The sequence below is a fragment of the Ensifer sp. ZNC0028 genome (assembly GCF_000799055.1).
In the GTDB taxonomy this organism is placed as follows: domain Bacteria; phylum Pseudomonadota; class Alphaproteobacteria; order Rhizobiales; family Rhizobiaceae; genus Ensifer.
In genome coordinates, this window is the sequence record NZ_JTLA01000078.1 from 41,675 (window position 1) to 68,621 (window position 26,947).

Here is a 26,947-nt window from a genome sequence, read left to right on the forward strand (position 1 = left end):
AGAAACTAATTCATATACAAACAACATTTTTATGAGGCGTCAAGGGAGAACTTTCCTTTGTGGGCGCCTTCGTCTGCGTATATGGATATGAGTATTCACCAAGGAGGCTTCATGGACACCGAAGAGTCAGACCGCTACCGCGCACCGGCCCTTGATAAGGGGCTCGACATCCTCGAGCTGCTCGCCAGCGTCGACGGCGGACTGACACAGGCGGAGATTTCCAAGCGCCTGAACCGGAGCCCGAACGAGTTCTACCGCATGCTCGATCGGTTGGTGCGGCGCGGCTATGTCACGCGCATCGACGGAGATCGCTTTTCGCTGACATTGAAGCTCTTTGGGCTCTCGCAGCTGCATGCGCCGGTCCGCCGGCTTGCCTCCTACGCCACGCCGTTGATGCGGGATCTGGCCCAGCGCTCGAAGCAGGCAAACCACCTCGCCGTTTTCGATCGCGGCTCCGCCGTCGTCATCGCCCAGCAGGAAGCGCCTGATTATTGGGGCATTTCGATCCGGGTCGGATCGCATATCAGCCTCTTCGACACGGGGTCCGGCCATATCCTGCTTGCCTTCCGCTCGGCCGAGGAGCGCGAGATGATGATCGCGGAACATGGCAGGAGCAAAGACGAGGTCCCGCGCGGGCCCGAGTTCTATGCGCGCCTCGATCAGATCCGCGAGCGCGGCTATGAAATGATGGCAAGCGCGCAGACAGCCGGCGTCTATAACCTCTCGGCGCCGATCCTGGGGCCTGATGGTCGCGGCATCGCGGCGCTGACCGTGCCCTATATCGCGCTCGTCAACGCGCCCTCGGCGCCTGATATCACTGAAAGCATCGCCCTTTTGCTGAAAACCGCCGAGCAGCTGTCGACATTGGCCGGTTCGGACGTGGCCTCGACAACAGATTGACGCCACTTGAGAACGATCGTACTTCTTATCTGAATAGATCATTCTTATGTGAGAAGACGTTCGGAGGAGGCGCGCCTTGATCATCGACACCCATCTTCACCTCATCGACAGGTCGAGGCTCGCCTATCCCTGGCTCGCCGGCGTGCCTGCCCTCGACCAGGACTTTCTCTACGCCACCTACGAGCGCGAAGCGCGGCGGCTCGGCATTACCGCCAGCCTGCACATGGAGGTCGATGTCGATCCTTCGGAGATGGAGAAGGAGACATCCGAGGTCGCGCGGCTCGCAGGCCAGGCGGATAGTCTGCTGAAGGGCGCGATTGCCGCCTGCCGGCCCGAAGAGGATGGCTTTGCGGCCTATCTGGAACGCCAGGAAGCAAACGGCCTGGTCAAGGGCTTCCGCCGCGTGCTGCATGTGATGCCGGATGATCTTTCCGAAGGGGCGACGTTCCGTGACAATATCCGCCGGCTCGGCGGCCGCCGCTTCACCTTCGACCTCTGCGTCCTGCCGCACCAGATCGAAAAGGCGATTGCGCTTGCCGATCTCGCGCCCGATGTTCAGTTCATTCTCGACCATTGCGGCGTGCCTGACATTCGCGCCGGCGCCGAGCACCCCTGGCGCGGGCACATGAGCGAGATAGCCCGCCGGCCAAATGTCACGGCAAAAATCTCCGGCGTCGTCGCCTATGCGGACGAAGCCTGGCAGGTCGAGACGCTGCGCCCCTATGTCGAGCACACGATCGGCGTCTTCGGGTGGGACCGGGTGATTTGGGGAAGCGACTGGCCGGTCTGCACGCTCGGTGGCAATCTTTCGACCTGGGTTGGCGCCACCCACGCGCTTCTCGAAGGCTGCAGCGCAGAGGAAAAGCGCAAGCTGCTTTCCGACAATGCGCGCCGGATCTGGAAGCTCGCCTGACCGGACCTTTCTATAATCTGGTCCGGGACGCCTGGGCGTCCCGGAACTCAGAAGTCAGGCTGCAACAAAACTCGCCGCAAACAGTCGATTGAGGTCGTCGACGACCTTTCGCGCTGGCACCTTGCGCAGGAGGCCGTCATTGATGCGATCGGACGCCGCCTGCTGGAAGGCCATGTAGCCATCGTGCCTCGGGCGAACCCAGGCGCTCTCCAGTGTCTTGCGCGTCGCACGATAGAAGTCCGAGGTCGCCGCATTGACGGCGTCGTCATCCCAGGCGGCCGCATGGCCTGGCTGCCCGCCACCGGCGGCATAAATGCCGCGCTGGACATCGCCGCTCGCAACAAAATAGGCAAAATCGATCGCCGCTTCGCGTGCGTTCGAGAAGGCCGAGACCGCAATGCCGGTCCCGCCGAGCGCCGAGCCGACAGGGCCATTGGTTCCGGCAACCGGAATATCGCCGAACGTCACGAGCGACGGCCGGAAGCCCGCAATCGCATAGCTGACATAGCCGTAAATCAATGGCGCACAGACAACTTTCGAGGCGGGATCGCTCATGGTTTCCAGCACGGCGATCGGGTCCATCGAGAAACAGCCGGGATCGATCAGATCCGTGAGCTCGCGCAGGCGCTCGACGGCATCTACGCCGGCGTCGGTTTCGATCAGCGGCCCGGTACCGTCACTTCGGCAGGGAGAGCCGAGGTTGCCGGCAAGCGTGTAGAAGCTCATCAGGGAATGCGGTGGACGCATCGGCAGCGCCACCTTCCCCTTTCGCGCGAGCGCCAGCATGTCGCTCCAGCTTTCCATGCGTTCCGCCAGGTCCGGGCGCCAGGCCTGGACTTGCGTCGCTGCATCGATCGGGAAAGCCCATTGCCGGCCCTGCCAGGTATAGCTCGGATAGGAGCGCCCGACGCTCGCATCCTCAAGCGCCGCCCTCTCCTCTTGATGGCCTTCCACATCAAGCGGCGCCAGGCACTTTTCCTTGGTAATCTGGCCGACATGGGGATGATCGATGACGATCAGGTCATAGGCCCGCGCAAGCTCTTCGACGGGATAGGTCTCGAAATCCTGCAGCGAGCGTTTGTCCCATTCCACCGTTATGCCGGTGCGTTCCTGCCAAAGCCGGGAACAGGCGACCATCGGATCATAGCCGCGCGGGTGGCTCCAGGTCATGCCCTTCAATTTGGTGCTCACAGGCCGAACTCCTTGCGGATCGAGGTGCTGTGCTCGCCGATGCGTGGTGCTGCGCGGTCCACCTGGGCGCGCTTGCCGTTGACCCTGAGCGGTGACCGTGTCGTCAGGATCGAAACGTCATCCTCGCGCACCACGGTCTGCAACATGTCGAGCACCTGGAAGCCTTCGCTTTCGAGCAGTTCGTTCCAGTTGAGGACCCGGGCGCACCAGATATCCGCTGGCTCAAGCACTCCAAGCCAATGGTCGATGGTGTTTTCGGCGATCCGCTTGGCGATCAGCGCCTTGATTTTGTCCCGTTCGGAGAACCAGGTGGCCGGATCGTCGCGATAGGCGTCGAGCTCGGGCATCTGCAGCAGATCGGCAAGCTTCGGGATCGGCGTCATGGCGATGGCGAGATAGCCATCCTTGGCCGGGTAGACCCCGTAAGGCGCCGACAGATAGGCATGGGCACTGCGGAAGCCGGACCGGGTCGGCAGCCGCCGGCCGTCATTCAGATGCGTCGTCAGTACTTCGAACTGGAAGTCGACGAGTGCTTCCAGCAGGCTCGTCTCGATCAGGCTGCCTTTGCCGGAAATGCCGCGGCGGACGAGCGCTGCGAGAATGCCTTGCGCTGCCGCTGCACCCGCAAGCATGTCGCCGATCGCAAGGCCAAAGGGCACCGGCCCCTGGCCCTCATCACCGTTCAGCCACATGACGCCAGAGCGCGATTGCGCGAGCAGATCCTGCCCCGGCCGTTTCACCCATGGGCCCTCCTCCCCATAGCCGCTGATCGAGGCATAAACGATCTTCGGATTGATCGCCTTGACCGCTTCGTAGTCGAGGCCGAGGCGCTGGATGACGCCGGGGCGGAAGTTCTGGATCAGCACGTCAGCCTTGGCGAGCAGCGTCTTGAGGGCCGCAAGGTCGCCCTCGTTCTTGAGGTCGATCGCGAGGCTTTCCTTGGCGCGGTTGATCGCATGGAAGATCGTCGAATCGCCTCCGATCTCGGTGTCGCTCAGATAGAGCCGGCGCGACAGGTCGCCACCGTCCGGGCGCTCGATCTTGATGACGCGCGCGCCGAGATCCATGAGGCGCAAGGAGCAATATGGACCTGAGAGAAACTGGCTCATGTCGACGACGACAAGGCCAGAGAGCGGCAATTCGTTGGTTTCGGTCATCGGTATCTTACTTCTCGGTCTTGCCGACGAAGTCGGCGGGGTTCTTGTATTTCACGGTCTGCAGGTGCTCGCAGTAGAGCACCAGCTCCCCTTCGCCCTTGAAGACCTGGTAGCTGGCCCGGATAAGCCCGAGCTCCTTGTAACGGGGCGTTTTGTCCATGTTGGTGCGGATCGTGTAGATCGTGTCGCCGATGAAGACCGGCTTGATGAAGCGCAGCTTGTCGTAGCCGTAGGAAAAGGCGTTGACGCAGTTGGTGGCGACCAGCCCGAGGCCTGCGGAAAAGACGAAAGCGCCGGCAACGAGACGCCTGCCGAAGATGCCCTCTCGCTCTGCAAACATCTGATCCTGCACGTAAGGATGGATGTCGACGACCAGCGTATTGAAGAGGTGGCTGTCACCTTCGGCGATCGTACGCCGCAAGGACCTTATACGCTGGCCGACCGGCCAATCCTCGTAAAACCAGTTTTCCGCGTTCCACACGGGAAGTGCTGCGTGCTCTTGCGGCATGTCCGCGGGATGGGTCGAGGACACCCCGACGGTGGGCATGAAGTCATCCATTGGTCAGTCCCTGATGCAATAGGTCGGCAATAGCGGGCCCGTTGTGTGGCTTCCGAGCGCAAGATCGCTCGATCTCCATTCAGAATCCTTATATGAATAGTATATTCACATATGGATTCTGTTTGCAACCGGCTGCTGGCGGCAGCCGCGTTCGCGGCTTCGCGTGGCACATTCAGGATCATCGTTCAGAAGAGAGATGCAGCCGCTGTCGCGTCAACGGGACGGCGACAATCGTCAATGACGTTGACTTTTGTCAGTATAGATGAAATATGTCAGATCCATCTTGCGAAGGTTCCGCCAATGCCCATCCGAGCCACAGACCAGATCATTCACAAGGCCGCCTGGCTCTATTATACGCACGGCTTGCGCCAGGACGAAGTGGCGCAGCGGCTGGAGATATCCCGCGCCTCGATCGCCATGTATCTGCGCAGGGCCCGTGAGATGGGCATCGTCACGATCACCACCTCGACAGAGCTGTTTTCGCAGGACGTGCTTGCCCGCGAGCTCGAAGACGCCACCGGGCTGACGACCGCGTGGCTCGTGCCGGAAGACCGGCAGGCGATGGACCCGGCCGCCGAAATGCCCGTCGTCGCGGCGTCCGTCTTTCTCGAACTGATCAACAAGGGCGACCGGATCGGCGTTGCCTGGGGGCGCACCGTCTATCATATCGCCGACGTCATGCCCTTTGCGGACCTGCGCGGCGTTACGGTCGTGCAGCTCTGCGGCAATCTCGGCGCGCCCTATTCCTACCGTCCGGATCAATGCACGACGGAAATCGCCCGCCGTCTGAATGCCGAAGGCATCAATTTCTATGCGCCGCTCGTGCTTTCCTCCGAACGGCTGGCCGAAGAGCTGCGCGGCGAACCCGTCATCAAGGAGCAGCTCGCCACTATCTCCGACTGCGGCCTGGCGCTCTATTCGGTCGGCGGCATCGAGGATGACAGCCACCTTGTCAAGTGCGGGGCGCTCTCAGCTGCGGACATGCATGCCATGGGTGAAAAGGGCGCGGCCGGCGTCATTGCCGGACAGCTCATCGACCGCGACGGCCAATGGATGGATTGCGAGCACAATCGCCGCTGCATTTCGGCCGATCTTGGATCCATCCGCACGATCAAGAAGCGCATGCTGGTCGTCCAGGAGGACAGCAAGTTCGAGCCGCTGATGGCGGCCTTGAAGGGCGGCTTCGCCTCGCATCTCGTCATCACCGAGTCGATGGCACGCAAGGTCCTGGATCGCTGGAACCGCGAAGGGCTTGGCAAGAGCGGCTCAGGCGCCCCCTGAGCCTCGAATTTGGGTCCGCCGATACCGGCCGGGCCGGTTTATCGGGAGGCTGAACTTATGGAAAATCTCTGGCGCGATGACGAAGCGGAGAAGGTCGTTGCGGGCTATCAGGCGAAGGGCATCGGCCGCGATCTGGCGCTGCGGACCTATACGACGCGGCTGCTTGGCGGCGAGCCGCGGCTCGTGCTGCATGGCGGCGGCAATACTTCGGTGAAAACCGAAATCACCGACCTTGTCGGCGACACGCATGCCGTGCTCTGCGTCAAGGGCAGTGGTTGGGACATGGGCACGATCGAGCCCGCCGGCCTGCCAGCCGTCAAGATCGCCCCCTTGCTCAAGAGCCGCAAGCTCGAAAAGCTGTCGGACGAGGACATGGTGACTTTGCTGCGCGCCAACCTCATCGACCCGGCCTCGCCGAACCCGTCGGTGGAGGCGCTGCTTCACGCCTTCCTGCCGCACAAGTTCGTCGACCATACCCATTCGACCGCCATTCTTGCCATCGCCGACCAGGCCAAGAGCCGGGAGATGTGCGCCGAGCTTTTCGGCAGGAAAATGGGTTTCGTGCCGTACATCATGCCGGGCTTCGCGCTGGCGAAGGCTGCGGCGGACGTGTTCGACCAGGATCCGACGGTCGAAGGGCTGATCCTCGACAAGCACGGGATCTTCACCTTCGCCGACACGGCCAAAGAAGCTTATGCGCGGATGATCCACTATGTCACGCTCGCCGAAGAGCATGTGAAGGCCAACGGGCGCAATCCGTTCACGCCGGCCGCCCTGCCTGCAACGCTTGCAAGCCCAGCCGATATCGCGCCGATGTTGCGCGGTGCCGTTGCTGTCGACAAGGGCGAGGGCCGTTTTGACCGCATGGTCAGCGTGTTTCGCACCTCACCCGCTATCCTCGACTTCGTCAACGCGCAACAGGTTGAGGAAATGGCCGCCAGGGGCGTTTCGACGCCCGATCTTTCCATCCGCATCAAGACCGGGCCGATGGTGCTTCCGGCGCCGGCTAAAGATGATCTCTCGGGCTACCGGGCCGTGATCGACGCGCGTGTCGCCACCTTTGCTGCAGACTACACCGGGTACTTCCACACCAACGACGCACGCGACGACGTCAAGCGCATCATGCTCGATCCCATGCCGCGCCTGACGCTGGTGCCGGGGCTCGGAATGTTCGGCCACGGCCGCACGTACAAGGACGCGACGATCGCCGTCGATGTCGGCGAGATGTGGATCGAGGCTGCGCGCGACGCCGAATCCGTCGGCCGTTTCGAGCCGGTCAGCCGGCCGGATCTCTTCGACCTCGAATACTGGTCGTTGGAACAGGCGAAGCTCGCCGGCGCCAAGCCGAAGCCGTTTACCGGTCAGGTCGCGCTCGTCACCGGCGGCGCCGGCGCCATCGGTGCGGCGATCGTCAAGGCCTTCGTCGCCGAGGGCGCCCATGCCGTCGTGCTCGATCTCGACGGCGACAAGGCGGCAGCCGTGGCAAAGGTGGCGGGCAACAACTCAATCGGCATCGCCTGCGACATCACCGACCCGGCAGCCGTTCGCGCCGCTTTCGACCAAGTGGTCGCGACCTTCGGCGGCGTCGATATCGTCGTTTCCAATGCGGGTGCCGCCTGGGAAAGTCCGATTGCGACCATGGACGACGCCCTGCTGCGCCGCAGCTTCGAACTCAACTTCTTCGCTCATCAGACGGTAGCGCAGAATGCCGTGCGGATCATGAAGGAGCAGAAGACCGGCGGCGTGCTGCTGTTCAACGCCTCCAAGCAGGCTGTCAATCCGGGCGCCAAGTTCGGCGCTTACGGATTGCCGAAGGCAGCGACCTTGTTCCTGTCGCGTCAGTATGCGCTCGAACACGGCGCTGATCATATCCGCGTCAATGCCGTCAACGCCGACCGCATCCGCTCGGGCCTGCTCAACGACGAGATGATCGCCAATCGCGCAGCCGCCCGCGGCCTTTCGGTCAAGGACTATATGGGCGGAAACCTGCTCGGCCTCGAAGTGACGGCCGAGGACGTGGCGCGCGCGTTCGTGCACCACGCGCTTGCTGAACGCACAACCGCTGATGTCACGACCGTCGACGGTGGCAATATCGCAGCGGCGATGCGCTGAGCCCTTCCACCCAAGGGTGAAAGCGTGCCACCATGTTGTCTCCCGCTAGAGTTGTTCGGATGGAGACGAAATGGTCGATCCCTGGCCTGCAGATGCCGCTTTTCAAATGGGTGATTATGCCGCCAAGAAAGGCCGCGCCTCCTGGCGCGGCACGATCGTCGGCTGGTACCGGACAGACCTGACCAAACTCGGCTATGCGATCGAGAGCTACTTCGAGCCCGGCTCGGTGCAGATCTATCCGGAGACGGCGATCGAGGCGTGGGCGCCGCCGGCGTCAAACGCCGACTGAAGCAAAGCCGGAATCAAAAAGGGGCGGCCCGATGGACCGCCCCTTTTCCGTATTTATGGATCAGGAGATCAGGGCTTCGGCATCCATGCCGGCATGGCGACATCCGCATGGGCGAACTGCGGCAGCTTCACGCCGAGCTCTTCCATGTTCTTGATGTCCTGGTCGTTCAGGTCCTTCTGGGTGATCAGCGTCGGCGGTACGACGACCTGGCGGCCCGGGTCTTCGCCGGCAAGCAGCATGGCGAGCGAGCGGACCGAGACCTGGCCGACGACGGCGGGGTTGGTGGCGGCCGTTGCCGTCCAGGCCGAGCCCGCTTCGCGCATGGCGGCGATGTCGGACGTCGAGATGTCCGCCGAATAGATCTTGACGCTGGACGACAGGCCCGCTTCGTCTACGGCGATCTTCACGCCCTTGGCAAACTCGTCATAGGGCGCGAACATCACGGTAATATCGGGCTTGGCCGAAATCACCGCGCGGGCCTGGTTGGCGACCGAGTTGGCGATCGGGTTGTCCATGGTTCCGAATTGCGCGGCTTCCTCGATGCCGGAATACTTCGCCTTGAATTCCTTCCAGGTCTCGTCGCGGCGGTCGAGCGGCGCGATACCGGCGACATAGACGTAGCCAGCCTTGAAGCTTTCGCCATTGTCCTTGACGGCCTGCTCGAGCGCGAGGCGCGCAAGGTCGCGGTCGGACTGCTCGATCTGCGGGATCTTCTCGTTTTCGACGTTGACGTCGAAGGCAACGACCTTGATGCCGGCGTCAACGGCACGCTGGGCCGCTTCCTTCATCGATTCCGTCAGGCCGTGCTGGATGATGATGCCCTGCACGCCAAGTGCGATCGCCTGGTCGACCATGTCGGCCTGGAGCGCTGCATCCTGGCGGCTATCGAAGACCTGAAGCTGTACGCCGAGCGCCTTGGACTGCGCCTCGACGCCGGCGAGATAGGACTGGAAGAAGTCGCCTGTCGAAAGGTAGCGCACGAGCGCGATCTTGACGTCGCCGGCCTTGTCGAACGGCTTCGGCATGTCGGCGGCAAAGGACGGCACGCCGAAGGCGGCTGCCCCCATCAACCCGAGCGTCAAGCGGCCCAGGCTTCTGCGAGTCATGTTCATGTCAGTCTCCTCCACTGGTGAACTTTTTGTTTTCCGCTGAAGGGCGCTCCGTCAGCGTTTGCCTCTTTTCGAGAGCGCAAAGGTGAAGATCAGGGCAGCGACGAGCACGGCGCCCTTGATGAAATCCTGGGTGTAATAGGGTGCGTTCATCATCGTCAGGCCCTGGAGCAGGATGCCGACGAAGAGCGCGCCGATCGCCGTGCCGAACGCGTTCGGCTTGGCGGCGCCGAGCACGGCGAAACCGATCAGCGCTGCGGCAACCGCATCGAGCAGCAGGTTGTTGCCCGAGGCGATGTCGCCGCGGCCAAGGCGGGCGGCAAGCAGGATGCCGCCGATCGAAGCGAAGACGCCGGAGATGATGTAGGCGGAAATCTTGTAGGCATTGACCGGTGCACCGGCGAGGCCGGCTGCCCGTTCGTTGGAGCCGACGGCATACATCATGCGGCCGAAGCGGGTGTATTCGAGGAAGAACCAGATCAGGATCGCAAGCACGATCAGCACCACCACCGAAACCGGCACGAGATTGGGCAGGATGAAATCGAAACGATGGCGGCCGAGCGCCAGGAAGGCCGGGCTGAAGGTGCCTTCGGCGACCGAACCGTCGGGAAGCGTCATGCCTGTTGCAATCGACCGGCCCTCTGTCGGGATGCGCTGGAGGCCGAGCAAGAGGAACATCATGCCGAGCGTCGCCAGCAGATCCGGCACGCGCATATAGACGATGATGACGCCGTTGACGAAACCGACCAGCACGCCGATGGCAAGGCATACGAGCGTTGCCGTCAGTGCGTCGCCGCCCATCACCACCATCACATAGGACGAGGCCATCATCGCCGTCGTCGCGACCGAGCCGATCGAAAGATCGAAGCCGCCGACGACCAGCGTGGCCGTCACGCCCAGCGCAAGGATGCCGGTTATCGACACCGATTGCAGGATGAAGACGGCGCTCTGCGGCGAGGCGAAGCCGCCGGTCACGAGCGAGAAATAAAGGACCATCCCGGCGAGAAGCACGAGGAAGCCGTATTTGATCGCCGCCTCGCGAATTCCCGATGCGCTCGAAGGGACCGCGACCGGTGCTGCGGAATTGCTCTGTTCACTGCTCATGACGCATGGACCTGTTGATAGAATTGACCGGCGATTTCCGACAGGAGCCGCTCGACATCGATGTCGGCATTGCGGTGCTCGCCGACGATGGTCTGTTCCGACATCACAAGGATGCGGTCGGCGACTTCGAAGGCTTCGTCGAGTTCGGTCAGGAAGAGGATCGTGGCGCGGCCCGCGGCCGAGGCCCGCAGCTTCTCGCCGATGTCGCGGCGTGCGGCGATGTCGACGCCCTGGAAGGGTTCGTCGAGGATGAGCAGGCGCGAGGGCTCGGAAAGCCAGCGCCCGACCATCACCTTTTGCTGGTTCCCGCCCGAAAGCGTCTGCAACTCGTCGCGCTCGCTGCGGCAGACGACACCGAGGGCGGCGATCTGCTGGCGTGCCTTGGTCTTTTCCGCCCGCCGGCTCGATATGCCGAAGCGCGAGAGCCGGCTAAGGAACGGCAGGCTGATGTTTTCGTAGATGTTGAAGTCGGGCACGATGCCGCTTTCGGCGCGGTCTTTCGCGACGAGGAAGACGCCGCGGGCAATTGCCCGGCCGGTGCTTCCCGGCGCATAGCGCGCGCCGTCGAGCATCATCTCACCGGCGAACGGCGCGCGTGCGCCAAACAGGGTCTCCGCGAGCGCCGTCTTGCCGACGCCCACAAGCCCGGTGACGGCGACGATTTCTCCGTCGCGGAGGGTGAAATCGAAAGGGCGCGCCTGTTCCGATAGCTTCAGGCCGCGGACGGCAAAGACCGGAGCGCCGCCGTCGCGAAGATCGACGGCCCCTGCCGAGACCTTGCGACCGAGCATGGCGTTGACGGCGCCCTCATAGTCCAGTTCCGGCCCTTCGAAGCGGCCGCTGATGCGGCCATCGCGAAGCGCCACGATGCTGTCGGCCAGCCGCCGGATGTCCGACATGCGGTGGGATATATAGAGAATGGCGACACCGCGCGCCTTCAGCCGGTCGACGAGATCGAAAAGCCGGTCTGCCTCCGCGCTCGACAGCGACGATGTCGGCTCGTCGAGGATTAGCACCTTCGGCTCGTGCGCCATGGCACGGGCGATCGCCACCATCTGCCGGTCGGCAAGCGTCAAGTCGTTGATATTGGCGGCAAGATCGATCGCAAGCCCCATGCGCGACGCGACCGCGGCAGCCTCGCGACGCACCCGGCGCGGGTTGAAGAACAGCCGCGCACCGCGTCCGTTCAAGCGATCGAGCGTCAGATTGGTGGCGACGTCGAGATCGGCAACCACCCCGTCATTGATGTTCTGATGCACGGTGACGACACCGGCGCGGATCGCTTCGGCCGGGGTCGTCGGCTCGAAGGCCATGCCGGCGAGCGTGATCGTGCCGGCGTCGCGCGTGTAAACGCCGCTCAAGATCCGCACGAGCGTGGATTTGCCGGCGCCGTTGGCGCCCATCAGAACGGTAACCGCCCCAGCCTTGAGATCGAGATCCACCCCTCGAAGAACCGGTACCGGCCCAAAGGATTTGCGCACGCCCTCAATGCGAAACACTGCCTGTTCGCTCATTCTCTCCTCCCGATGAAGGCAGGTTAGGATAGCCATCCGTCAAATGTCAAGGCCATTGACATTTGCTAGAATGCCGCCTTAGTTGTGACCACACACGGCATGGCTGCGAGCGGTGGAGGCCCGCGCCATGCGTTGGAGGAGAACGATATGGACAAGCAGGTCTTCGAGGCGCTGAGCGCTGCGACGTTACCGGAAAAACTCGGTGGCAACGCCGTCCTGAGAGAAAAGATCGGGCCGGACTTTTCGCGCTGGAGCGTCAAGGAAGTCGGCGACGGCAACCTGAACCTGGTCTTCATCGTCACCGGAGACAAGGGTGCTGCCATCGTCAAGCAGGCGCTGCCCTATGTGCGCCTTGTCGGCGAAAGCTGGCCGCTGCCGCTGAAGCGCTCCTATTTCGAATATCATGCCCTCAAGCGCCAGGCCGCGCGCGATCCCGGGCTCGTGCCCGAAATCTATTTCTTCGACGAATCCCAGGCGCTCATCGTCATGGAATTCCTGACGCCGCACGTGATTTTGAGGCGTGCGCTGATCGACGGGCGGCAGCTCCCGAAGATCGGGCGTGACCTTGGCCTCTTCGTCGCCCGTACGCTCTTTCGCGGCTCCGACCTCTCCATGGCCACGCGCGAGAAGAAGGCGGACCTTGCGCTTTTCGCCGACAATATCGAGCTTTGCGACATCACCGAAAACCTGGTGTTCTCCGATCCCTATTTCGAGGCAGAGCTCAACCGGCACACCACGCCGCAGCTCGATCCTGTTGTGGCCGAGCTTCGCGCCGACCGCGACCTCAAGGTCGAAGCGCAACGGCTGAAGCATCTTTTCTCCGCCAAGGCGGAGACGCTTTGCCATGGCGACCTCCATACCGGCTCAGTGATGGTGACGGACGACGAGACCCGTGTCATCGACCCGGAGTTCGCGTTCTACGGACCGATCAGCTTCGATGTCGGCATGCTGCTTGCCAATTTCTGGATGAGCTATTTTTCGCAGAGCGGCCACGAAAACGGCGCCGGTGCCCGCGATGGCATGCGTAGCTATCTGCTCGATACGGTCGAAGTCATCTGGGAAACCTTCCGCACCGAATTCGCCCATCTCTGGCGCACGGAGCGTAACGGCATTCTCTACCAGGCAAGCCTCTTTGAGGCGCGCAACGATCCGTTCGGCGCCGAACAGGCGCTCGATATCGTCATCGACGAGATCTGGCGCGAGATGCTGGGCTTTGCCGGCGTCGAGATGCACCGCCGCATCCTGGGGCTCGCCCACAACGCCGACTTCGAAACCATCGTCGACCCCGATCGCCGCGCTGCCTGTGAAACCAGGGCGCTGAAGCTTGGGCGTCACCTTGCCGTCAACCGGCACCATATCCACAGCCTCAAGGACATCCGCGCACTTGCGGAGCGCCTTCAGAAGGAGACATCAGCGTGAAAGTCGGAGAACGCCACTACCATACGATCTGGCTCAACGAGGACGGCCGTTCCGTCGACATCATCGACCAACGCTGGCTGCCACATGAGTTCCGTGTCGTGACACTGAAGACGGTCGCCGATGTCGCCGTCGCCATCCGCGACATGTGGGTGCGCGGCGCGCCGCTGATCGGCGTCACCGCCGCCTACGGTGTCGCCATTGCGATGGCCAAGGATCCGTCGAACGCCCATCTCGACGCAGTCTGGGAGGAGCTCAACGAAACACGCCCGACCGCCATCAACCTGCGCTGGGCGCTGAACGCCATGCGCGACCATCTGCGCCCCTTGCCGGAAGGCGAGCGTGCCATGGCGGCCTATGATCGCGCCGCCGAGATCGCGGCCGAAGATGTTGACCTCAATCGCGCCATCGGTGCGAACGGCCTAAAGGTTATCCGCGAGATTGCTGCGAAGAAGGCGCCGGGTGAACCCGTGCGCATCCTCACCCATTGTAACGCGGGCTGGCTTGCGACCGTCGACTATGGCACGGCGACTGCACCCATCTACATGGCTGTCGAGGAAGGCATTCCGGTGCATGTCTATGTCGACGAAACGCGCCCGCGCAATCAGGGCGCCTATCTCACCGCCTGGGAAATGAACGGCCACGGCGTGCCGCACACGCTGATCGTCGACAATGCCGGCGGGCACCTGATGCAGCACGGCGATGTCGATATGGTCATTGTCGGCACGGACCGGACGACCGCCAATGGCGATGTCTGCAACAAGATCGGCACCTACCTGAAGGCGCTAGCTGCGCGCGACAATGGCGTCCCCTTCTATGTCGCCCTCCCCTCGCCGACGATCGACTGGACGGTGCGCGACGGGATCAAGGAAATCCCGATCGAGGAGCGAACCGCCGACGAGGTGAGTTTCGTCCAGGGTCGCGCCAGCGACGGCTCGATTGCCAGCGTGCGCATTTCGCCGGAGGGCAGCCCCGCCGCCAACCCGGCCTTCGACGTCACGCCCGCCCGCCTCATCACCGGCCTGATCACCGAGCGCGGCATCGCAACGCCGTCGCCCGAAGGCCTCAAGGCGCTTTTCCCAGAACGGAGCTGAGACGATGACACTCACGAACCGGGTTTCAACGGAAGAGATCGCGCTCGGCATCCGCCGGCGCGTGTTCTTCCACACGATGAAGAACAATGGCGGTTATCTCAGCCAGGCCTGCTCGGCCGCTGAGAGCCTCGCGCTGCTCTATAACGAGCTTCTGACGCTCGGCGAGCCGACCTTGCCGAAGGTGCCGCTGCCGTTTCGTGGCGTCCCTTCGGCGCACAATCCGGACGCCTTTACCGGCGCCGGGTATCACGGACCGGTCGGGCCGGCATTCGACCGCTTTTTCATCTCGCCCGCCCACTATGCGCTCGTCATCTATTCGGCGCTGATCGAGATGGGGCGGATGGACGAGCACGCGCTCGATCATTTCAACAAGGACGGTGGTTCGGTCGAGATGATCGGCGCCGAGCACAGCCCCGGCATGGAAGTGACCACGGGCTCGCTGGCGCAGGGTCTCTCCATGGCATCCGGCGTCGCCTGGGCGCGGTTGCAGAAGAAGGAGCCGGGCAAGGTCTGGGTCTACATGTCGGATGGCGAGTTCCAGGAAGGCCAGACCTGGGAGTGCCTTGCGGCGATGAGCTACCACGGCATCGACAACATCCGCGTCGTCGTCGACGTGAACCGCCAGCAATGCGACGGCGCGATGTCGTCGGTGCTCGACCTTGGCGATCTCGCGGCCCGGGTGAGCGCCTTCGGCGTCACCTGCCGGTCGGTCGACGGCCACGACCTGGAAGCGCTCAGGGCTGCGGCCGGAAGCGCGGAACCCGGCAAGCCGCTGGTGATCCTCGCCAACACCTCGCCCTACCAGGGCATGGACTTCCTCAAGAAACGTTTCCCGCGGCTTCACTACGTGCGCTTCAAGAGCGCGGAGGAGCGGCTTGAAATGCAGGCGGCACTTGCGGCCGAACTCGGCGTCGACGTCGAAGCTATGAAAGGGGCCTGAACATGGTCGAGATCGTCAATCGTCCCTACGCCAAGGCATTCGAAACCTTCGCCACGGCGCGACCCGAAGTCCTCTGCCTTTCCGCCGACCTGACCTCGTCCTGCGAGGTCGACGGTTTCCGCGACCGGCATCCGCAGCAGTTCCTCTCGCTCGGCATGGCCGAGCAGAACATGCTGTCCTTTGCCGGCGGGCTCGCAATGGAAGGCTACCGGCCATTCATTCACACCTTCTCAGTCTTCCTCTATCGCCGCCCCTACGACCAGCTCATCAACTCGATTGCCTATTCCAATCGCAAGGTGCGGCTGATGGGCTTCCTACCCGGTATCACCACGCCCGGCGGCATCACCCATCAGGCAATCGAGGACATTGCCGTTCTGCGCGCCGTGCCGAACATGACGATCCTCGAGACCGGTGACGCGACCGAGGTGGAGACCGTGCTCGAAGTCGCCGACAGCATCGACGGGCCCGTCTATGTGCGCGTGCTTCGCGGCGAGGTCCCGCGTCTCTTCTCGACGCCTTTCGCGTTCAAAAAGCTGCGGGTCCTGTCCGAAGGCGACGACATTCTGGTCGTTTCCTCGGGGGTGTGCACCGAGGAAGCGCTGCGCGCCACCCAACCGCTTCAGGCACGCGGCATCGGCATCACCCACCTGCACGCCTCGACCCTGAAACCCTTCGATCGCGAGGGCCTTTTGAAGGCCGCGCGTGGCAAGAAGGGCGTCGTCACGCTGGAAAACCACACTATCGTCGGTGGCCTCGGCTCGCTCGTTGCGGAAATTCTGGCCGAAGAAGGCCTCGGCGTCCGCCTGAAGCGGCTCGGCCTCAACGACACCTTCGCCCATGGCGCGTCCAAGCCTTACCTCATGAAGAAGTATGGTCTCGATGCGAGCGCGCTCGTTGGCGCCATCGGAGATCTCGTCGGTAAGCCGCTCGAAATTGGCGAGGACGAATTGACGGAGGTCCGCATCGACCACGTTCATTCGGCCCAGAAGGCGGAGGCGCTCTAGTGGCTCCGCGTTTCACCGTCACCTACTACGTGCGCGCCGCTCACGCCGAGGAGGCTAAGGCGCGCGCGCTCGACATCGCGCTGGAGCAGACCGTCGAAATTCCGCGTAGCGCTGTTCCCAAAGGCTATGTTGAGGATGAGATCCTCGGCAAGCTGGAGGACCTGAAGCCGGATCCGGCCGACCGGCCGGGCTTTGTCGCCACGATCTCCTATTCCGACGACGATGTCGGCGGCGACTTTCTGCAGCTCTTGAACGTCATCTTCGGCAACAGCTCCATCAAGCCCGGCCTGAAGGTCGAGGATATCGGTCTTTCGCCGGGTATCCTCGCGCTTTGCGCAGGACCGAAGCACGGTATTGGCGGGCTTCGGTCCCGCGCAGGCGTAGGCGAAAGCCCTCTTTTGATGTCGGCGATCAAGCCCGTCGGGCTTTCGACATCCGAACTTGCTCGCCGCGCCCATGATTTCGCGCTTGGCGGCATGCACTTCGTCAAGGACGACCACGGTCTCGTCGATCAGGTGACGTCGCCTTTTGCCGATCGCCTGAAGGCCTGCATCGCGGCCGTCGGCGAGGCCAATGCCAAAACCGGTGGCAACACGAGCTTCGTGCCGAATGTCACCGGGCCGGCTTCAGCCGTGCTTGACCGGGCGAAGGAAGCGCAGGCAGCCGGTGCCGGTGCGGTGATGCTGGCCCCGGCTTTGACCGGTTATGATGTCGTCCGCACGCTTGCAGCCGACCCCGATTTCACCTTGCCGATCGTTTCGCACCCGGCCTTCTCGGGCGCAAATGTGGTCTCTTCCGATTGCGGCTTCTCGCACCGGTCCTTCTTCGGCACGCTGCATCGGCTGATGGGGGCGGACGCGGTGATCTATCCGAACTTCGGAGGCCGCTTCGGTTTCACGCGAGAGGAATGCCTGTCGATCGCCCGGGCCTGCGCGGCCGACTTGGGCGGGCCGAAGGCGATCGTCGCCGCGCCCGGTGGCGGCATGACCTTTGAGCGGGTTCCCGAGATGCGCGAAGCCTACGGCAACGACGTCATGTACCTGATCGGCGGCGCTCTGCTTCAAGAGCCGAACCTCGTGGACGCTTGCCGCCGCCTGGTCGCCGCGGTCCACAACTAGGCGAACGCGGCATAGGTCGAGCCCGAGAGGTCGCGCCGGGACGGCGCGGCCCAAGATCGCTCGCAGCCGAAAGGACCACCCTCTCTGTTGGGCCGCAAGTGGCTAGCGCATGGCCGTGGCGAGGAGCGAGGAGCCAGACATCCATCCAGCCTCCATCCGGTGTCTCATAGCTGTCTGTATGCGCTTGGTCGCCGAGTGCTGGCGTTTTCACGGCCGTACCTCGATCGAAGTAAGGGATCGCGTGATCTCCTTTGTGATGGATGCGGCGCGGGTGCCACAGGTGGGCGCTGCCGAGCCGCAATTGACCTCGTTGCGCGCCCGAGTGGCTTTCTCGATCTGGCCAGCCATCGCTGCTGCGGTACGCCCTTCCCTCTCAATACATGCGCTGCCACCCCAAGACGTGTTCGCACATTCGCCATGGCGCAGACCATCAGGGCGTTGCGAGGTGCCGGTCGGACGGCTGAATGTGATCGGGCTTCTCAGGCGTCGTTCCATTACGAATCCGTAAGTTCTGCGTAAAGCCACCGTGAGAATCGGTGCTCAGTATCCGGCGCGGCAGGCCATCCGCCCGCTTCGGCTCGAGAACCGCGGGGCCCGAGGGTTCAGTCGCATCCAACCCAGATGCGAAGACCTCGGCGTCCCGGCGATCACCTCTCTCGCCGATCACCTCACTTCGAGACGGTCAACCATTTTTCCCGATAGGAAGCATCATGGTTTCAAAATCCGCATCTGAGCTTTCCGGCAAGACGCCCACGGCCGCGCCACTTACCAAGGTCGCCGCAGTGACGCTGGCCTTTTGGATCATGAAGATCCTCGCCACCACCCTTGGAGAGACCGCAGGTGACTTCATCTCCATGACACTCAATCTCGGCTATTATGTCGGGTTCGGCATCACATTTGCAGCGTTGCTGGTCATCCTCGTCGCGCAGATCTCCGCACGGAAATTCTATTCGCCGCTGTTCTGGCTGGCGATCGTTGCGACCACCACGGCCGGCACGGAAATATCCGATATGATGGATCGGTCCTTCGGCCTCGGCTACCTCTCGGGGTCGATCATCCTGACGCTCGGGCTCGCAATATCGCTCGGTGTTTGGTATTTGCGGGACACCAAGCTTGATGTCGTGCACGTCAACCGCCGGGATACCGAGACCCTCTTCTGGATTGCGGTCGTCTTCTCAAACAGCCTTGGAACGGCCTTTGGTGATTTTCTCACCGACAACATGGACCTGAGCTATGTTCAAGGTGCGATCGTTACGGCCGGGATCATCGGTCTCGTTGTCGCGCTCCACTACATGACCAAGATCAGCGATGTCTTGCTGTTCTGGATCGCCTTCGTCTTCACGCGGCCCTTCGGAGCGACATTCGGCGATTTTCTGACCAAGCCCATCGAAAAGGGCGGATTGAACCTGCCGCGCGACAACGCTTCGCTGGTCACGCTTGGCCTCCTGGTCGTCGTCCTGATGCTGTCCATGTGGAAGCAGCGATCAAAGATGGTCGCCCAGCCGGCGTAGTGCCTCGACAATCCAACGGATGTCTGCTGCGCAGGCGCATTTCGCCTGCGCAGTTTCGTCTTGGCTGAAGGCGACCGTTCACGCAGCAGGGGGAAATGCCGGGCCAACCAAGGATGATGAGACACTGACTGGGCGGACTGTCGGCATCTGCGCGTAAACCGGACGCCTGCAGATGATTCGCGGCGGGCGGGTCGGTGCCGGTTCATGAGTCTAGGCCCAATGCTCGCGCAATCGCCTTTCGGTTGTGGGTCTGCGCGAACAAAGGTGTGCGCAAACTCATCGCGTGGCAGCCCATTTCGTCCAGGAAAGCCCAACGATTCCAATTGGGTGACGGGATTCCGACGGGCAAGCTTCACAATCAGCCTTGAGGCTTTGTTAATCCTATTGTTCTGGACGGTCCGGGAGAATCGTGTTTTATCTTTGGCGGGCAATGGCCGGTAAACCGACTTTCGGCCGCCAAGAGGGAAAAATGGCGATAGCTAGACCTGCAGAAACTGACGTTCAACTCAAGGAAGACGCTGCCGCCAAGATATTGCGGCACGCCGGTCTTTTGTCGAGCCAGTTGCAGCAACTGCGAACGCGCATGTATCCGCCGAAGTCCGAGAAGACCTTGAGGTCGTTTCTGACGAACGAAGTTTCGAAGCTGACATCCATACCGGATTCGACGCTGAAGCTGATGTCGTCCGAAGGGCGCGGGCCCAAGCCGAGCCGCCTAGAGAACAATCACCGGGTCTACACGCTCGCGCAGATCAACGAGCTTCGGGAGCTGTTTGCAAAGCAGAAGCCTTCCGAGGCGCTCCGCTTCCTGCCTCGCCGCCGCCCGGGCGAACATCTTCAGGTCCTTGCGATCGCCAACTTCAAGGGCGGTAGTGCCAAGACGACCACATGTGTCCATCTTGCGCATTATCTGGCGCTGAATGGTTATCGCGTACTCGCGCTCGATCTCGATCCGCAGGCATCGCTCTCGGCACTGTTTGGCGCGCAGCCGGAACTCGATGTCGGCGCCAACGAAACGATTTACGCGGCGCTTCGCTACGACGATGCCGAGCGCCGGCCGATCCGCGACATCATCCGCAAGACCTACTTCGAAGGCGTCGATCTCGTACCGGGCAACCTCGAAGTCATGGAATACGAGCACGAGACGCCGCGTGTGCTCGCAAGCAAATCAAGCTCCGGCGCCATCTTCTTCGAGCGCTTGAAACTCGCACTTTCCGAGGTGGAAGACGACTACGACGTGGTCCTTCTGGATACGCCTCCTTCCCTCGGCTTCCTGACGCTGAGCGCGATCTACGCCGCCACGAGCATGATCATCACCGTTCACCCGGCGATGCTCGACGTTGCATCGATGAGCCAGTTCCTCTTGATGATGGGAGACCTGATCGGCGTGTTGAACGACAACGGCGCTCAGCTCGACCAGGATTTCATTCGTTACCTCGTGACGCGGCACGATCCGAACGACGCACCTCAGTCGCAGGTCGTGGCAATGTTGCGCCATCTCTTCGGCTCGGACGTGCTCCTGCCGACCGCGATCGAGAGCACGGCAGTCGAGGCGGCGGGCCTGGCCAAACGGTCGATCTATGAGCTCGAAATGGGCCAGATCGGCCGCGACACGCACAAGCGGGCCCGTGAGGCTGTCGATGGCGTGAACGAGGCCATCATTCGTTTGATCAACTCGAGCTGGGGACGTGAATGAGCAAGAACGCCCGCAAATCGATCGTCGCCAGCTTCGGCCTGCTTTCGGCCGAACTGGAAAGCAACCTTGCTGCGAAAGAGCAATCGACGACGCCTGCTCCTCCTGCCGCTCCCAATCGGGTCGGCGCCGGCGTGGTCGGTGCCGCGCATCGAGCGATCGACGACATACGGGCCGAGCGCGATCGGCTGAAGGCACTGGTCGAGTCGGGTGGCGGCGCGATCCGAGAGCTTGATCCTTCACTGGTCGACCCCTCTCCCTATCCGGACAGGCTGCCGGACGATGACGGGGCGGACTTCGAAGCCTTCAAGCGCTCGATCGATGCAGAAGGACAGAAGGTTCCGGTCCAGGTTCGCAAACACCCCTCGTCGGCGGGACGCTACCAGATCATTTACGGCCACCGGCGGTGGCTTGCCGCAAAACAACTTGGCAAGCCCGTTCGCGCGATCGAAGTCGAAATATCGGATCTGGACCTAGTCGTTGCTCAGGGCGTTGAGAATGCGAGCCGGCAAGATCTCACCTGGATCGAACGCGCCTTGTTCGCATCGCGCATGGACGACGCCGGTATCAAGCCGCGCGACATAAAGGCGGCACTGTCGATCGACGACCCGGAGCTCGCCAAGATGCGCAGCGTCTACCGCGTGGTCCCGACCGACGTGATCGAGGCCATCGGTCGCGCGCCAAAGATTGGCCGGCCGCGCTGGCTCGAATTCGCCAAGACAATCGCTGACCATCCGGAATCCGTTGCGGCCGCTCGACAGATCCTGTCTGAGGCGCGCGACGCTTCGTCGTTGTCCGATCAACGCTTCCAGCGTGCGTTCGAAACCATAAAACCCGCGAACGCGGTACGCCAGGACGGCACGGACTTGTCCGATGCGTCCGGCAACAAGCTGGGTTCCTGGAAGCTTTCGGCCAAGGAGGTGCGGATATCAGCCGACGGGCCCCTCGGCGTGGAATTCGTCAAATTCGTCGGGGAGGAACTCCCAGCGCTCGTCGCGCGGTTCTCTCGCGACCGCAAGGATCAAGGCCTCTGACAACGGTCGGAGATGCAATCGGATACGTGAACACGAAAGGACTGCTGCAAAAGAAAAAGGCCCCCAAACGTTGCCGTCGTGGAAGCCTCTCTCATATCTGGACAATCTGAGAATCGCATTTCCACGAATCCCCGTCAAGAGACTTTGGCACCTAATTTGGTGAGCGGATTTCTTTTGCCTTCTGAAGGGTGAGGGAAATGCAGAGTGGAAATGTGACGACGCCTTTTGGGCGGCGGCCGATGACGCTTGCGCTGGTGAGGCGACAAGTAGCATCCGTCGAGATCACGCCGAACAAGTCGGCGGATAAGTGGAAGGTCTTTCGCGACGCCTGTGAGGCGCGGCCGCTTCTCGGCCTGCAGGACAGGGCACTGGCCGTCCTTGATGCGCTGTTGAGCTTCTATCCCGAGACCGACCTTCGCCAGGGTCAATCCTTGATCGTCTTTCCGTCGAATACTCAGCTTTCAATTCGGGCGCATGGCATCGCCGGCGCAACTTTGCGTCGCCACCTGGCAGCACTCGTCGATGCCGGGCTTATCGTTCGCAAGGATAGCGCGAATGGCAAGCGTTACGTTCGCAAGGACAGGTCCGGGGAAGTCGAAGACGCGTTCGGTTTCGATCTCGCGCCTCTGCTCGCGCGATCGGAGGAACTTGCTCAAATGGCCCAACAGGTCGCAGCGGAACGGACGCTCTTTCGCCGCACCAAGGAGGCCCTCACGATCAGGCGCCGAGACGCACGTAAGCTCATTTCTGCCGCTATAGAGGAGGGGGCGAGCGGCGATTGGGGGAAGATCGAGGCCGTTTACCTGGCCCTCGTTGCGCGCATGCCGCGCTCTCCATCCATCCATGACCTCAAGGCGCTGCTCGAAGAAATGGAACTGCTGTGCGCTGAGATCGTCAATCAATTGGAAGATCAGCAAAATTCTCAAAATATGAGCAGCAATGATGCTCGTTTTGAGCGTCATATACAGAATTCAAATCCCGAATCCCCAAATGAATTTGAACCAAGCTCTCGAAAGGAGCTGGGGGCGAAGCCTGAGCCAGAAAAGCGGCCGACAGCAGAGCCGCTTAAGGCGTTCCCATTGGCGATGGTTTTGCGGGCCTGCCCTGAGATCGGGCTTTACGGGCAGAGCGGCGAGATATCGAACTGGCGCGACTTCATGGCGGCCGCCGTGGTCGTTCGCTCGATGCTGGGCATCAGCCCGAGTGCCTATCAGGATGCCTGTGATGTGATGGGGCCCGAAAATGCAGCGGTGGCGCTCGCCTGCATGCTGGAAAGGGCTGGGCACATCAATTCTGCGGGCGGTTATCTCCGCGATCTGACCTCGAAGGCGCGGCGCGGTGAGTTCTCGCTCGGTCCGATGTTGATGGCGCTCTTGCGCGGGGCCGGCGGGATGCGGAATGCAGGGTAGAGTTCCAACGCGCGGTCGCCGCCTTGCGACGAAAGCGATTTTGCAAGCATCGGGTAGATGACATCAATGGGCGACCAGGCGGAAAAGCTGTCAAAGCGTTAACGCATCTGAAGCGGCGATGATCCGCTGCAGTATAACGGTTTCGCGATGGGTGCTGGGAGGAGCATCGCCAAACCCGCGGGATGATGCCGGCTCTACTTGAGCAGGAAGCCGGCGCTCGCCGAAACCACCCAGGGGTCCTGTCGTTCACATACAGGTTTCATTCTCGGATGGTGTCTTGCTGGCGAGTTGCCGACGGATCCAAGTCCCCTCCCCTCTTGTCGAGGCGGCACTGAACTACATTCCAACTTAAGCCAGCACCGCAGCCAGCCTTGGTCATGCCGGCGTCCGGTCTACAGTTCTCCAGCCGTACGGAATTTTCCGTCATCTGCGTTTCGTGGCAGATTGAGCAAGATCACTTGGGGATGCAGTTAAGCTTCCATCCGACTTTCGGTAGAATGCCGCAAACCTGACGCCAGAACCTGGCGTCGTCGAACCTAGGTGGCGCGATCACATCTGTAGCCGCCATGGCGATCAGGTCACATTCGGCTCCTGAGGGAATGTGGCCGTCTGACTTAGATGTCGGGCAAAGATGGTTGGCGGCTGGCACAGCGGGTTGATCCTCGAACGCGCAGCTCCGGATGTCGTTTCGACAGGGAGGTAATTGTCGTCATGTCGCGCGAATGCGGGGGAAGCCTTCGCTGATGGGAGTTTTCAAGGGCCGCCGGAACGCGGCTTGTCTGTTCTCGGATTTTGATCGACAGAAACTGCGGTGTATCGTCTGTCGTGTCTACTCGACAGACGAGCGCAAAACGGACAGGTCGGGCGTTCACCATTCAGTTCAACAGGTACCCATGACAGAGAGCCTTTCACAATCCGAAATCCCGATACATTCGGATGAAGAGAAGGCCTGGCTATCAGATGGTGTTTCGAGCACATGGACGGCCTGATCACCGAACCGGCACGTTTTGGTCCAGCGATGCGATCGCCCCTCCATACTATTCGAACATGACGACACTCGACCCGAACGGTGTTGCGGACCAGTTCGTCGAGATCGAACGGCTGACGGATAGGTTGGGACGGCGGCCCAGTCTTAAAGACGGATTTTCGACGCTGGATCTGACCGGCGAGGGATTCCGGCTGTTGTTTACGGCGTCATGGGTTTGGACCGAACCTTGCGGAACGCCCGCTTGCTCGACTCACGGCTGGGAACGCGTGCGCGACGCGACGGCATTGAACTGCTGGGAACGCGCCTGGAAAGAGGCCGGCAGCCCCTCCGATGCCAGGTCTTTCCACCCTCTCTGCCCTCCGAGCCCGACCTGCATATCTATGGCCGATCGACGGGGAATGGCTTCGATGCCGGCTGCATCGTAAACCGGTCCTCTCAAACGGTGGGGGTCTCGAACATCTTTAGTCTGTTTGATACCCCGCCCGCGTTTCGGAATGCTGTTTTGCTCGCCGGTAACGCCTTTTCCCCGGATCTGCCACTTGTTGGATACGATCACGGCATTGCATTGGATGAGCTGTTAAAGCTTGGCTTCAAACCGGTCGGTCGGTTGCGAGTCTGGCTGCCTGAAGCGGATACCTAGGAGCTATCCCAGATCGTTCTCGGATAGCACTGGCAAACTGCGGGTCCAACACAACGCTTATCAAGATGGTTGAGCTCGGGAAGTCCGACCACGTCCTAGCTCGCGGCATCGGTTTTCGATGATTGGCATCGGCGACCGCGATCGGCGCCGATCGCGGGTATCGTTCTCGTCGTGCCCTCCCCCTGGCGGAAAGTGTGATTGGCTTACCGCCTTCGCCTATCCGACAGAGGACCGCGGAAACGTGACACTGTCCGGCCGCTGCAACATGGGCGACCGCTCCTACCGCGAACTTGTCTTGGCAATTCAACAAGCGAAGTTGGAAACGGATGACGAGCGGACTTCGGTGAAGCCTGCAATTGCACGGGCTGACGAGATATCAACTGCTCGGTCGCTTGCCGTCTGGCGGAAACCCCACTTGTAACGCAGCCACCATTCAGACATCACCCGGTGCCTTGCACCCAATGCTCAATCGCTCGAACCGGAGCACTGTCCAATACTCTGCAACCTGGTGACAATTGACGTCAGTGGGGCGCCATATCGAAGCGTATTGGACCGAACAGCGCTCGCCAATTGGGCTGAAATTTGCATGGTCGGAAATCCAGCATTCTCGCTCTTCGAGCGCCGCGAGTGAATTCTCCCGCACGCCTGAGATCGCTACACGAAAGAGACGGTGGCAAGCGATGCAGTTTCGACGTGCGGCGTGGTCGACGGAAACGCCGCTCTTCTGGTTCGGATTGAACGCTCAGAATCTCGGTAAGTGCTCGTCGGCGCAAAAGGGGGGGCGACGCGCCGCGCGTTTGGCGTGTTTCAAGCGATAACTCCGGGCATTTGCGGCTTTTGCGATGAAGACGGATGAGCAGCGAAACGGCCCGTGCGGCCACCAGAACAAGCAACCGGTTTGACGAGAGCGGAATCAGGAGCGCAATTACCACTCAGGTCGGGTCTCGGTACGCTCGAAAGTTATGCACTTGTTAACTATATGATATAACGGCCATTATTGCAGAAGCGGAAGCTAACTGCCGGAAGACTTCTGCCATCGAACCCTGCACTCTGTAGCACCATTGACGATCTCTATCGGCTGAGCAATGCGATTTGATCGCCAAAAGGCCGGTCGAACCCGAGCTGGGCGTTTCACGTCATGTGGTTTTGGAAACCGAAGGCTGGAGAACTGAGAGATCAGACCTCTTTGACGTCGGACAATTGGCTGCATCCCTGCGTATATCTCGCGAGCGCCCTCCCCTTCTCCGACCGTCATCTCTTCCGGCCATGACCTGGCTAATCATGAGGCTGGACTGGCTGCGTTCAATAGCAAAGCGGGTCGCCTTCGGCAGAAGCTTCGTGAACTGCGCTTCTCCCTTAGCGCTTCGCAAGCGGTCAACCAGGCGCCGAGGACTACCCCCTGCCCTTTTGTCTGCACCACTGTTCGACAAGTCGGACTGGAGGTTCCAATTTCTCGGCTCAGGGCTCCGCATCCCTCGCTCGGAAGTTGGCGACGACAACGACTTGTCGCCAGCGCGATCAGAGGTCGAACCCCGCAATCTGATCGCACTGATCTTTCAGCGCTGGTATTCGGCAACGTAACCATTGGGTTGGGCAGCGTTGGCGCGGGCTCGATCGTGTCGGCTTGCGTCTCTACGTTCCTGCGAAGGAGGTCGCGACGGCGTACAAGTTGATCTGATTGATCTGTTGTTTATCTCGCGCAGGCCAACACCGGGCTTCGCGCCGAAGATCTCGAACCAAACTGCTTACGGACTCCACGCCGCAAGGCCTGTCGCTAAATGGTGTCAAAGATCGCGCAACGAAAGCGACGGCCAGCAAGCCAAGAGATCGTTGGCACCCACAAGATTGGTCGAGGTCATCGAAAGAGGTTGAATGCCGGTGCGCAAGGTTTGGGTTTCGCGTCGAGGGCATTTTCCAAACAAGGTGCTGGATAAATGAGGGAGTGGACCTTGCGTGTGTTGGATGCAGCGAAGG

At 61.7% G+C, this 26,947-nt stretch carries 20 protein-coding genes; 14 read left to right on the top strand and 6 right to left on the bottom strand.

Going from position 1 to position 26,947, the window contains the following annotated elements:
- Nucleotides 1-111 precede the first annotated feature (111 nt).
- Together L981_RS18370 and L981_RS18375 are read left to right on the top strand one after the other, a co-directional pair.
- On the top strand, nt 112-900 hold the full coding sequence (locus L981_RS18370) for an IclR family transcriptional regulator (protein WP_043619386.1): 789 nt from the start codon (nt 112-114) through the stop codon (nt 898-900).
- A gap of 76 nt (nt 901-976) precedes the next feature.
- Nucleotides 977-1,813, top strand: a complete 837-nt coding sequence (locus L981_RS18375) for an amidohydrolase (RefSeq protein ID WP_043619387.1) — start codon at nt 977-979, stop codon at nt 1,811-1,813.
- A gap of 54 nt (nt 1,814-1,867) precedes the next feature.
- Here the strand turns inward: L981_RS18375 and L981_RS18380 are convergent, their stop codons facing one another.
- From L981_RS18380 to L981_RS18390, 3 genes are read right to left on the bottom strand one after another with little or no spacing between them, the layout of a single operon-like run.
- Nucleotides 1,868-3,004 (bottom strand): extracellular solute-binding protein, encoded by a 1,137-nt coding sequence (locus tag L981_RS18380; protein ID WP_043619389.1) that lies wholly within the window; start codon nt 3,002-3,004, stop codon nt 1,868-1,870.
- Nucleotides 3,001-4,161: a CaiB/BaiF CoA-transferase family protein gene (locus tag L981_RS18385; protein ID WP_043619392.1), complete on the bottom strand. Its 1,161-nt coding sequence runs from the start codon at nt 4,159-4,161 to the stop codon at nt 3,001-3,003. Before L981_RS18385 ends, L981_RS18380 begins: the two co-directional genes overlap by 4 nt.
- A gap of 7 nt (nt 4,162-4,168) precedes the next feature.
- Nucleotides 4,169-4,720 carry a MaoC family dehydratase gene (locus L981_RS18390; RefSeq protein WP_043619395.1) on the bottom strand — a complete coding sequence of 184 codons (552 nt, stop codon included), beginning with the start codon at nt 4,718-4,720 and terminating at the stop codon, nt 4,169-4,171.
- A 300-nt stretch (nt 4,721-5,020) separates the two neighbouring features.
- On the opposite strand from L981_RS18390, the gene L981_RS18395 reads away from it, so the two are divergent.
- The 3 genes from L981_RS18395 to L981_RS18405 all read left to right on the top strand — a co-directional run bounded on the left by L981_RS18395 (nt 5,021) and on the right by L981_RS18405 (nt 8,402).
- Nucleotides 5,021-6,001, top strand: a complete 981-nt coding sequence (locus L981_RS18395) for a sugar-binding transcriptional regulator (protein ID WP_043619398.1) — start codon at nt 5,021-5,023, stop codon at nt 5,999-6,001.
- A gap of 57 nt (nt 6,002-6,058) precedes the next feature.
- Nucleotides 6,059-8,113, top strand: coding sequence for a bifunctional aldolase/short-chain dehydrogenase (locus L981_RS18400; protein ID WP_043619401.1), 2,055 nt, complete (start codon nt 6,059-6,061; stop codon nt 8,111-8,113).
- 70 nt (nt 8,114-8,183) lie between these two features.
- The gene (locus L981_RS18405) at nt 8,184-8,402 is read left to right on the top strand and encodes a hypothetical protein (protein ID WP_043619404.1); all 219 of its coding nucleotides are present in this window, start codon (nt 8,184-8,186) and stop codon (nt 8,400-8,402) included.
- 68 nt (nt 8,403-8,470) lie between these two features.
- On the opposite strand, the gene L981_RS18410 is transcribed toward L981_RS18405, so the two are convergent.
- Genes L981_RS18410 through L981_RS18420 form a run of 3 tightly spaced genes read right to left on the bottom strand, consistent with a single transcriptional unit; the run spans nt 8,471 to nt 12,129 of the window.
- On the bottom strand, nt 8,471-9,514 hold the full coding sequence (locus L981_RS18410; RefSeq protein WP_043619406.1) for a substrate-binding domain-containing protein: 1,044 nt from the start codon (nt 9,512-9,514) through the stop codon (nt 8,471-8,473).
- Nucleotides 9,515-9,565: 51 nt separating this feature from the next.
- Complete coding sequence (locus L981_RS18415) at nt 9,566-10,615, bottom strand: ABC transporter permease (protein WP_052201864.1); 1,050 nt, start codon at nt 10,613-10,615, stop codon at nt 9,566-9,568.
- The gene (locus L981_RS18420) at nt 10,612-12,129 is read right to left on the bottom strand and encodes a sugar ABC transporter ATP-binding protein (protein WP_043619409.1); all 1,518 of its coding nucleotides are present in this window, start codon (nt 12,127-12,129) and stop codon (nt 10,612-10,614) included. Before L981_RS18420 ends, L981_RS18415 begins: the two co-directional genes overlap by 4 nt.
- Before the next feature lie 147 nt (nt 12,130-12,276).
- On the opposite strand from L981_RS18420, the gene mtnK reads away from it, so the two are divergent.
- The 9 genes from mtnK (at nt 12,277) to repC (ending at nt 23,345) form a co-directional block, all read left to right on the top strand.
- Complete coding sequence (gene mtnK, locus L981_RS18425) at nt 12,277-13,548, top strand: S-methyl-5-thioribose kinase (RefSeq protein WP_043619411.1); 1,272 nt, start codon at nt 12,277-12,279, stop codon at nt 13,546-13,548.
- Nucleotides 13,545-14,639: an S-methyl-5-thioribose-1-phosphate isomerase gene (gene mtnA, locus L981_RS18430; RefSeq protein ID WP_043619414.1), complete on the top strand. Its 1,095-nt coding sequence runs from the start codon at nt 13,545-13,547 to the stop codon at nt 14,637-14,639. The genes mtnK and mtnA overlap by 4 nt, the downstream gene beginning before the upstream one ends.
- A gap of 4 nt (nt 14,640-14,643) precedes the next feature.
- Nucleotides 14,644-15,579, top strand: a complete 936-nt coding sequence (locus L981_RS18435; RefSeq protein ID WP_043619416.1) for a transketolase — start codon at nt 14,644-14,646, stop codon at nt 15,577-15,579.
- Between the two features lie 2 nt (nt 15,580-15,581).
- Nucleotides 15,582-16,583: a transketolase family protein gene (locus tag L981_RS18440; RefSeq protein ID WP_043619419.1), complete on the top strand. Its 1,002-nt coding sequence runs from the start codon at nt 15,582-15,584 to the stop codon at nt 16,581-16,583.
- Nucleotides 16,583-17,701: a RuBisCO large subunit C-terminal-like domain-containing protein gene (locus L981_RS18445; protein ID WP_043619423.1), complete on the top strand. Its 1,119-nt coding sequence runs from the start codon at nt 16,583-16,585 to the stop codon at nt 17,699-17,701. The genes L981_RS18440 and L981_RS18445 overlap by 1 nt, the downstream gene beginning before the upstream one ends.
- 710 nt (nt 17,702-18,411) lie before the next feature.
- Nucleotides 18,412-19,212 carry a hypothetical protein gene (locus L981_RS18450; RefSeq protein WP_052201865.1) on the top strand — a complete coding sequence of 267 codons (801 nt, stop codon included), beginning with the start codon at nt 18,412-18,414 and terminating at the stop codon, nt 19,210-19,212.
- 469 nt (nt 19,213-19,681) lie between these two features.
- Nucleotides 19,682-20,905, top strand: coding sequence for a plasmid partitioning protein RepA (gene repA, locus L981_RS18455; protein WP_043619426.1), 1,224 nt, complete (start codon nt 19,682-19,684; stop codon nt 20,903-20,905).
- Nucleotides 20,902-21,936, top strand: coding sequence for a plasmid partitioning protein RepB (gene repB / locus L981_RS18460; RefSeq protein WP_043619429.1), 1,035 nt, complete (start codon nt 20,902-20,904; stop codon nt 21,934-21,936). The genes repA and repB overlap by 4 nt, the downstream gene beginning before the upstream one ends.
- Nucleotides 21,937-22,133: 197 nt before the next feature.
- On the top strand, nt 22,134-23,345 hold the full coding sequence (repC, locus tag L981_RS18465) for a plasmid replication protein RepC (protein ID WP_043619431.1): 1,212 nt from the start codon (nt 22,134-22,136) through the stop codon (nt 23,343-23,345).
- Nucleotides 23,346-26,947 lie beyond the last annotated feature (3,602 nt).